7 protein-coding genes are annotated in these 8,370 nt (G+C 70.1%); 3 read left to right on the plus strand and 4 right to left on the minus strand.

The window, feature by feature from the left end; translation table 11 throughout:
- Window positions 1–201 (plus strand): GNAT family N-acetyltransferase (locus tag ACKVMH_RS11405; RefSeq protein WP_412700376.1); only part of this gene is annotated, 201 nt, incomplete at its 5' end.
- 3 nt (window positions 202–204) lie between these two features.
- Here ACKVMH_RS11405 and ACKVMH_RS11410 read toward each other — a convergent pair.
- Genes ACKVMH_RS11410 through ACKVMH_RS11420 form a run of 3 tightly spaced genes read right to left on the minus strand, consistent with a single transcriptional unit; the run spans window position 205 to window position 4,959 of the window.
- Entirely contained in the window at window positions 205–2,988 is a 2,784-nt protein-coding gene (locus tag ACKVMH_RS11410) for a valine--tRNA ligase (protein WP_412700377.1), read from the minus strand.
- 37 nt (window positions 2,989–3,025) lie between these two features.
- Window positions 3,026–3,448, minus strand: coding sequence for a DNA polymerase III subunit chi (locus tag ACKVMH_RS11415; protein WP_215218779.1), 423 nt, complete (start codon window positions 3,446–3,448; stop codon window positions 3,026–3,028).
- Window positions 3,449–3,462: 14 nt separating this feature from the next.
- Window positions 3,463–4,959 carry a leucyl aminopeptidase gene (locus ACKVMH_RS11420; protein WP_412700378.1) on the minus strand — a complete coding sequence of 499 codons (1,497 nt, stop codon included), beginning with the start codon at window positions 4,957–4,959 and terminating at the stop codon, window positions 3,463–3,465.
- Between the two features lie 329 nt (window positions 4,960–5,288).
- Here ACKVMH_RS11420 and lptF point away from each other — a divergent pair, with 329 nt between their 5' ends.
- On the plus strand, window positions 5,289–6,395 hold the full coding sequence (lptF, locus tag ACKVMH_RS11425; RefSeq protein WP_412700379.1) for an LPS export ABC transporter permease LptF: 1,107 nt from the start codon (window positions 5,289–5,291) through the stop codon (window positions 6,393–6,395).
- On the plus strand, window positions 6,392–7,492 hold the full coding sequence (gene lptG, locus ACKVMH_RS11430; protein WP_412700380.1) for an LPS export ABC transporter permease LptG: 1,101 nt from the start codon (window positions 6,392–6,394) through the stop codon (window positions 7,490–7,492). Before lptF ends, lptG begins: the two co-directional genes overlap by 4 nt.
- A gap of 303 nt (window positions 7,493–7,795) precedes the next feature.
- Here lptG and ACKVMH_RS11435 read toward each other — a convergent pair whose 3' ends face one another.
- On the minus strand, window positions 7,796–8,269 hold the full coding sequence (locus ACKVMH_RS11435; protein WP_215218775.1) for an RDD family protein: 474 nt from the start codon (window positions 8,267–8,269) through the stop codon (window positions 7,796–7,798).
- Window positions 8,270–8,370: the final 101 nt, after the last annotated feature.

Consider the following 8,370-nt stretch of genomic DNA (forward strand, 5'->3'; position numbering starts at 1 on the left):
CTGCGCGCGCTGCTGCGGCTGGCGCGCGCGCGCCGCGCCGAGCGTGTGTTCCTGGAAGTGCGCCCGAGCAACCCGGGCGCGATCGCGCTGTACGAGACCGAGGGGTTCAACGAGATCGGCCGGCGCCCGCGCTATTACCCGGCCCGCAACGGTCGCGAGGACGCGGTGGTGATGGCGCTGGAGTTGCTGCCGGAGGGGTAGCGATCAGCCCAGCTTGGCCCGCTGGGCGGCCAGCGCCTCGCGCTGCAGGTTCCAGTCGGCCAGGCGCTTGCGCTCCTGCTCGACCACTGCCGCCGGCGCATTGCTGACGAAGGTGTCGCTGGCGAGCTTGCCCTGTGACTTGGCGATCTCCCCGTCGACCTTCTTCAGTTCCTTGTCCAGACGGGTGCGCTCGGCCCCCAGGTCGACCAGGCCTTCCAGCGGGACCAGCAGCTTGAGCTCGCCGACCACCGCGGCCGCCGCTGCCGGTGCGCTGGCGGCGTCGTCGATGAAGTCGATCCGCTCCAGCCGGGTGAGGAAACGGAGCGATGTCTCGAAGCGGCCGGTGAGGGCGCGGTCGCGCGCGCTGGCGTCGGCCAGCAGCAGCGTGACCTGCCGCGCGGGCGCGACGTTGAGCTCGCTGCGCACGCGGCGCAGCGCGGTGACCATCGCCTTGAGCCATTCGACGTCTGCACCGGCGTCCGCGTGGCCGGCGTCGTCGATGTCGCCGCCCTGCGGGTACGGCCGCAGCATGATGGTGTCGCCGTCGATGCCCAGCCGTGGCGCGACCTGCTGCCACAGCGCCTCGGTCACGAACGGCACCAGTGGGTGCAGCAGCGACAGCAGGCGCTCGAGGACGTGCAGCAGGGTGTGGCGCGTGCTCGACGCCGCCGCTTCGTCACCGCCGTTGAGCGCCGGCTTGGCCAGCTCGACGAACCAGTCGCAGAAGTCGTTCCAGGCGAACTCGTACAGCGACTGCGCCAGCAGGTCGAAGCGGTACGCGGCGAAGTGCTGCGCGGCTTCCGCGGCGGTCGCGTCCAGCCGCGCGAGGATCCAGCGCTCCGCGTCGGTCACCGGCTGCGGCAGGCCGTCGAAGCGCGCGCCTTCGGTGTTCATCAGCACGAAGCGGGTCGCGTTCCACAGCTTGTTGCAGAAGTTCTTGTAGCCCTCGGCGCGGCCGAGGTCGAACTTGATGTCGCGGCCGGGGCCGGCCAGCGCGGCCATCGTGAAGCGCAGCGCATCGGCGCCGAACGCCGGGATGCCCTCGGGGAATTCCCTGCGCGTGGCCTTCTCGATCTTCGGTGCGGTCTTCGGGTTCATCAGCCCGGTGGTGCGCTTGGCGACCAGCGCGTCGGCCGAGATGCCGTCGATCAGGTCCAGCGGGTCGAGCACGTTGCCCTTGGACTTGGACATCTTCTGTCCGTGGGAGTCGCGCACCAACCCGGTGATGTAGACGTCGCGGAACGGCACCTGCCCGGTGAAGTGGTCGGTCGCCATGATCATCCGTGCGACCCAGAAGAAGATGATGTCGAACCCGGTCACCAGCACCGAAGACGGCACGAACCGGTCGAAGCCGCGCTCGGCCATCCGTTCCGGGTTCGGCCAGCCCATCGTGCTGAACGGCCACAGCTGCGCACTGAACCAGGTCTCCAGCACGTCGTTGTCCCGCGACAGCGAGACGTCGGCGCCGAGCGCGTGCTTGGCGCGGACCTCGGCTTCGTCGCGGCCGACGTAGATGCGCCCGGCCTCGTCGTACCACGCCGGGATCCGATGGCCCCACCACAGCTGCCGGCTGATGCACCAGTCCTGGATGTTCTCCATCCAGTGGCGGTAGGTGTTGATCCAGTTGGCCGGGACGAACCGGACGTCGCCGCACTCGACCAGTTCCATGCCGCGCTTGGCCAGCCCGTCCATCTTCACGAACCACTGGTCGGTCAGGTACGGCTCGATCGCCTGGCCGGTGCGGTCGCCGCGCGGGACCTGCAGCTTGTGCGCTTTCGTTTCGACCAGCAGGTCCTGCGCCTCCAGGTCGGCGAGCACCGCCTTGCGCGCTTCGTAGCGGTCCAGCCCGCGGTACTGCTCCGGGGCGACGTCGTTGACGGTCGCGTCGGGGGTGAAGATGTTGATCAGTGGCAGCGCGTGGCGCTGGCCGACCTGGTAGTCGTTGAAGTCGTGCGCCGGGGTCACCTTGACCACGCCGGTGCCGAACTCGCGGTCGACGTAGGCGTCGGCGATGACCGGGATCTCGCGGCCAGTCAGGGGCAGGGTCACCGTCCTGCCGACCAGCGATGCGTAGCGCTCGTCGTCGGGGTGCACCATCACCGCGCTGTCGCCGAGCATCGTCTCCGGACGCGTGGTCGCGACCACCAGCGAGCCGCTGCCGTCGCTGAGCGGATAGCGGATCGACCACAGGAAGCCGTCCTCCTCCTCGTTGACCACTTCGAGGTCGGAGATCGCGGTCTTCAGCACCGGGTCCCAGTTGACCAGCCTTTGACCCCGATAGATCAAGCCCTGCTCGTGCAGGCGGACGAACGCCTCGACCACCGCCTCGGCGGCCATCGGGTCCATCGTGAACACGCTGCGCGACCAGTCGCCGGAGGTGCCGAGCCGGCGCATCTGGCGCTCGATGGTGTCGCCGGAGTGCCGCTTCCAGTCCCACACCTTGCCGATGAAGCCCTCGCGGCCGAGCGAATCGCGGGTTTCGCCGTTGCCTTCCAGCGCGAGGTTGCGCGCGACCACCATCTCGGTGGCGATGCCGGCGTGGTCGCTGCCCATCTGCCACAGGGTGTCGAAGCCGCGCATGCGGTGGTAGCGCACCAGCGCGTCCATCAGCGTGTGCTGGAACGCGTGGCCCATGTGCAGGGTGCCGGTGACGTTGGGCGGCGGCAGCAGCACCGTGTATGGCTCACCCTTGCCGCTGGGCTTGAACACGCCGCTGGACTCCCACTGCTGGTACAGGCGGGTTTCGAACTCGGTGGGGTCGTAGGACGGAGCGAGGGTGTCGGTCATGGTCTTGCCTTGGGTCGGCGGCCGGGCCGCCGGTCGGTCACATGTCGTGCGCTTTGAGCTCGAAGCCGCGCGCCTTGTACTGCTTCCAGCGCTCGCGCAGCGGCTCGCGGGCGGAGTCGTCGGCCGGCACCACCTCGAGCACGCGCTGGAACGTGCCTTCCACCGCCGCGTCGCGCAGGTTGAGCACGAGCGCGCGCAACGGGGCGTCGACCTCGGGCGGGGCGATCAGCACGTCGGCCTCTTCCTCCTCCACGTCCTCACCGGCGATCTGGTGCGGGATGAAGGCGTCCGGTTCGAACGACCACAGCAGGTCGTCCAGCCGCTCGGCCTGGGCGGCGTCGCGCGCCAGCACCAGCATCGGCAGGCCGCGCGCGTGGGCCTTCTTGGCCAGCTCGCATACGAGCAGGAGCGGCTCCTCGCGGAACCGCTCCTTCTTGACCAGGTAGAAATCGGCCTGCATGGGGGACCGGCGGCTTACTTCGCCGACCGGTCCAGCAGCCACTGGCTCAGCAAACCGACCGGGCGGCCGGTGGCCATGCCACGCTTGCCCTCGTCGCTGCCGCTGCCGGCGATGTCCAGGTGCGCCCAGCGCTGGCCCTCGGTGAAGCGCGACAGGAAGCAGCCGGCGGTGATCGCGCCGCCCCAGCGGCCGCCGACGTTGTAGATGTCGGCGTAGGTGGACTCGATCATGCTCTGGTACTCGTCCCACAGCGGCAGGCGCCAGGCGCGGTCGAACACCTCCTCGCCGGCGGCCAGCAGTTCGTCGGCCAGGTCGTCGTCCTTGCTCATCAGGCCCGAGGCGTACTTGCCCAGCGCGACCATGCAGGCACCGGTGAGGGTGGCGACGTCGACCAGCGCGGCGGGCTTGAACTTCTGCGACCAGGTCAGCGCGTCGCACAGGATCAGGCGGCCCTCGGCGTCGGTATTGCCCACTTCGATGGTCTGGCCGGACATGCTGGTGAGCACGTCGGACGGGCGGTACGCATCGGCGTCGGGCATGTTCTCGACCGCCGGCACCACCACCACCAGGTTGAGCGGCAGCTTCATGCCGACCGCCGACACGAACGTGCCCATCACGGTGGCGGCACCGCACATGTCGAACTTCATCTCCTCGATCCCGCCCTGGGTCTTCAGGTTGATGCCGCCGGTGTCGAAGGTGATGCCCTTGCCGACCAGCACGTACGGGCGCTCGCCCTCGGCGGCACCGTTGTACTTCAGCGCGATCAGCCGGGGCGGATTGGCCGAGCCGCGACCGACCGCGAGCAGCGCGCCCATGCCGAGCTTCTCCATCGCGGCGACGTCGAGCACTTCACAGCTGGTGTTGTCGAAGCGGCCGGCGAACTCCTGCGCCTGCGCGGCCAGGTAACCCGGGTTGCAGATGTTGGGCGGCAGGTTGCCGAGCTCGCGGGCGAACTGGACGCCCGCGGCAATCGCCTGGCCCTGCGCCAGCGCGGCCTCGGCGCCGTCGCCGCTGGCCTGCACCGACAGCTTGCGCAGGCCGGGTTCCTCGGCCTTCTTGCGGCTCTTGTCGCCCAGCGTGGCGGTGTAGCGGTAACTGGCGTGGTCGGCGGTGATGACGGCCTGGCGGATCGCCCAGGCGGCGTCGCGGCCGGCCACCGCGACCTCGGTGAGGGTCAGCAGCGCATGCCCGACCGGACCCGTCTTGAGCGCGCGGGCGGCGTCACCGACGGCCTTGAGGTACTGGGCGACACCGAACTTGCCCGCCTCGCCCAGCCCGACCACCAGCACGCGGGGCGCGGTCACGCCGTCCAGGTCGTGCAGCAGGGCGGTCCGGCCGGTCTTGCCGCCGACGTCCCCCCGCTCGAGCAGCTTGCCGATGCGGCCGCCGCTGGCGCGATCCAGCGCTTGGCCGGTCGCGGTGAGGGTGTTGTCGGAGAACGCGCCGACGACGATGCAGTCCGCCTCGGTGGTGGCGGCGTCGTTGCGGTTCAGTTCGAATTCGAGTGCCATGAAACAGATTCCGGGGGGAAGTGGGAGGAATGTCCGACGCCCAACGCGATGCACGCCAGCGAAAACCGGCAAACCAAGCGACAATGCCGCCGCGCGGCGCCCCGAGGTCGGGGCGACGGACGGACCCGCCGGGGCATCGTCGTGACGTGGCACAGTGCCGCTGGCCGCGTCCGGACAAGGCCACGAGTCTAAAGCAACCCCTCCCGGTTTCCGAATTCCGCCGGGGTCGACGCCGCCCGGCGCCTGGCCCCGGCACCCTGCAGAACACGCTGTCTAGAACCACCCCCGTCCACCGTGGGCCTTCGTGCCCCCCCGACCCCAGGCCGCCGATGCTCAAGCTCGACCGATACCTGCTCAGCGAATTCGCCCAATCGACCTTCGCCGCGCTGGTGGTGCTGCTGATCGTCAGCGTCGGGGGCGTGATCACCGACGTGCTCAAGGACATCGCCTCCGGCCGGCTGCCGGCGGGCCTGATGCTGTCGCAGCTCGGCCTGGTTCTGCTGAACTGGCTGCCGCTGATCCTGCCGCTGGCCCTGATGCTGGGGATGATGCTCGGCGTCGGCCGGTTGTACCGCGACTCGGAGATGCCGGTGATCGCCGCCAGCGGCGTCGGCCCGACACGCCTGCTCAAGCCGGTGCTGATGCTGGTGGTGCCGGTGGTGCTGGTGGTCGGCGCGTGCTCGCTGTGGCTGGGGCCGATGGCCGAGGGGATCTCGCGGAAGATGATCAACGAGGCCAACCGCAACCTCGTGGTGTCCGGGCTTGAGCCGGGCAGTTTCACCGAGCTCCCCGGTGGCGGCGTGGTCTACGTGGGCGCGATGTCGGCCGACGGCAGCCAGTTCCGCCGGGTGTTCATCTACCGTCGCTCGGACGACCGGCTCGACGTGACCACGGCCAACGCCGGCGCCCTCAGCGTCGATGCCGAGGGCGAGCGCTACCTGGAGCTGGCGGACGGATTCCAGGTCGAGGGTCCGGCCGATGACGGGCTGGACTACCGCCTGATGCGCTACGCCACCAACGAGGTGCGCCTGCCGGCCGGCGAGGAGCGCTACGACCCCAACGACCCCGAAATGATGCCGACCACCCGGTTGCTGGGCGACCCGCGGCCGGAGGCGAAGGCGCAGCTGCATTTCCGGCTCGCGCCGCCGTTCCTGACCCTGGCGTTCGGCCTGATGGCGGTGCCGCTGGCCCGCAGCACGCCGCGGCAGGCCCGCTACGGGCGCGTGATGATGGGTTTCCTGGCCTACCTGGTGGGTATCCAGATGGCGCTGATGGGGCGTGACTGGCTGGAGACCGGACGGATCGCGCCGGCGCTGGGCCTGTGGTGGCTGGTGCTTCCGCTGCTGGTGTTCGCGCTGTGGCTGTACTTCACCGACGGCAGGATGCGCCGGCCGTTGCGCGGCCGCCGCCCGGCCACCGCGGGGGCCGCGCGATGATGCCGTTCCCGAAGATCCACGACCTCTACCTGGGCAAGGTCGTGCTGGCCACGGTGGTGCTGACGTGGGCGGTGCTGCTCGGCCTGGACGTGATGCTGGCACTGGTCGGCGAGTTCGGCGACATCGGCGACGGCCGCTACGGGGCGATGGAAGCCATAGTCCATACGCTCTATACGGTGCCGCGGCGTGGGCATTACCTGTTCCCGACCGCGGCGGTGATCGGCTCTTTGATGGCGCTCGGGCAACTGGCGGCCACTTCCGAGCTGACCGCGCTGCGGGCGATCGGCCTGTCGCGCCGGCGCCTGACCTTGACCGTCGTGGCAGCCCTGACCCTGCTGACCGCGCTGATGGTGGTCAACGGCGAGACGCTCGGCCCGTGGGGCCAGCGCCGGGCCGACGCGCTGAAGGCGTCGTCGCGGTCCGACGACCTGATCGTGGCTCAGTACTCGGGTGTGTGGGCCCGCGAGGGCGACGTCATCCTCAATGCCGAGGGCGGCGAGGAGCGCGTCGATGGCAACGACCGCTGGCTGGAACTGCACGACGTGCGGCTGTACGAGTTCGAGGACGACGGCCGACTGCAGTCGCTGGCGCGCGTCGCCGTCGCCGAGCACCGGCCGGGCGGCTGGTTGCTGCGCGACGTGACCCGGACGACGTTCGCCGAGGACTCGGTATCGCGCGAGACGGTCGCCGAGGAGCGCTGGGAGTCGCAGCTGGACGCCACCGCGCTGAGCGCCGATGTCGACCGGCCGCGCTACCTGAGCGCGACCGAGCTGCGCAGCGCGATCCAGTATCGGCGTCGCAACGGGCTGGACGCCGGCGAGTACGAGGAGCACTACTGGGGGCGCTGGTTCTACCCGCTCAACGTGCTCGCGTTGTGCCTGGCCGCGATCCCGTTCGCGTTCGGCAGCCTGCGCAGCGGTGGCCTGGGCAAACGGCTGTTCATCGGCATTGTGTTCGCGCTCGGCTTCTGGCTGCTGCAGACGCAGTTCGTGAAAATGGCCAGCGCGTTCAACTTCGACTTCCGGCTTGCCTATGCATTGCCGACCGTCGTGATGGTGGCGGTGTCGGTATTCCTGTTCCGCAAGCGCTCCGGCTGATCGCCGCGCGCCGGCGCGGTCGCAGGAGCGGCTTCAGCCGCGATCGTGGGATGGTTCGCCCGCATTGTTTGCCGGATCGCGGCTGAAGCCGCTCCTACAACCCCCGACGATGTAGGAGCGACGTAAGTCGCGACCCGCCGAGATTCCGGGACCTACGCATCGCGACTTACGTCGCTCCTATCCGAAGCATCCCGAGCCGACGCCTGGGGATTGCCCGTTCNCCTACGCATCGCGACTTACGTCGCTCCTATCCGAAGCATCCCGAGCCGACGCCTGGGGATTGCCCGTTCCGGCCCGCCCGGGCTACCGCCCAGCCTTCGGCGCCCGCCGCAGCCGCGTCCCGCTGGCGCGGTCATGCCACGCCAGGCCATCGCGGTCGATCCACGCCCACCAGAACCCCAGCCCGGCCGCCAGCAGCGACACCGTGCCCACCGCATAGCGGACCCAGAGCGCGCGCCACGACGGCCTCGTACCGTCCGCCCCGGCCAAGTGCAGCCGCCATGGCCGCATGCCGATGGTCTGGCCGCCGCGGCGCCAGCTGACCGTGGCGTAGGCGCCGGCGAGCAGCCAGCACACCCCCCACAGCGCGAACTGCAGCGGGCTGAAGGGGGCGATGTTCTCGTGCGGATCGTGGCCTGCGAGGGTGTAGCCGAACGCGAACACGGCACCGGCGACCATCCACACCGCCAGCACCGGCCACAGGTCGTAGAACAGCGCGAGCAGGCGCCAGCCGACCAGGGCGGCGGGGCGGGCGGGGGGCGTGGCGGGCGGTTTCATCGGCTCAGGCGCGGTGAGGGCGGACGAAGTCTAGTGCAGCGCACCGCACGCCCGGCGACATCGCCGGCGCGCATCGCTAGGCTGGCGCGATGGATACCCGC

This window comes from Lysobacter zhanggongensis (assembly GCF_046638635.1).
Classification (GTDB): domain Bacteria; phylum Pseudomonadota; class Gammaproteobacteria; order Xanthomonadales; family Xanthomonadaceae; genus Novilysobacter; species Novilysobacter luteus.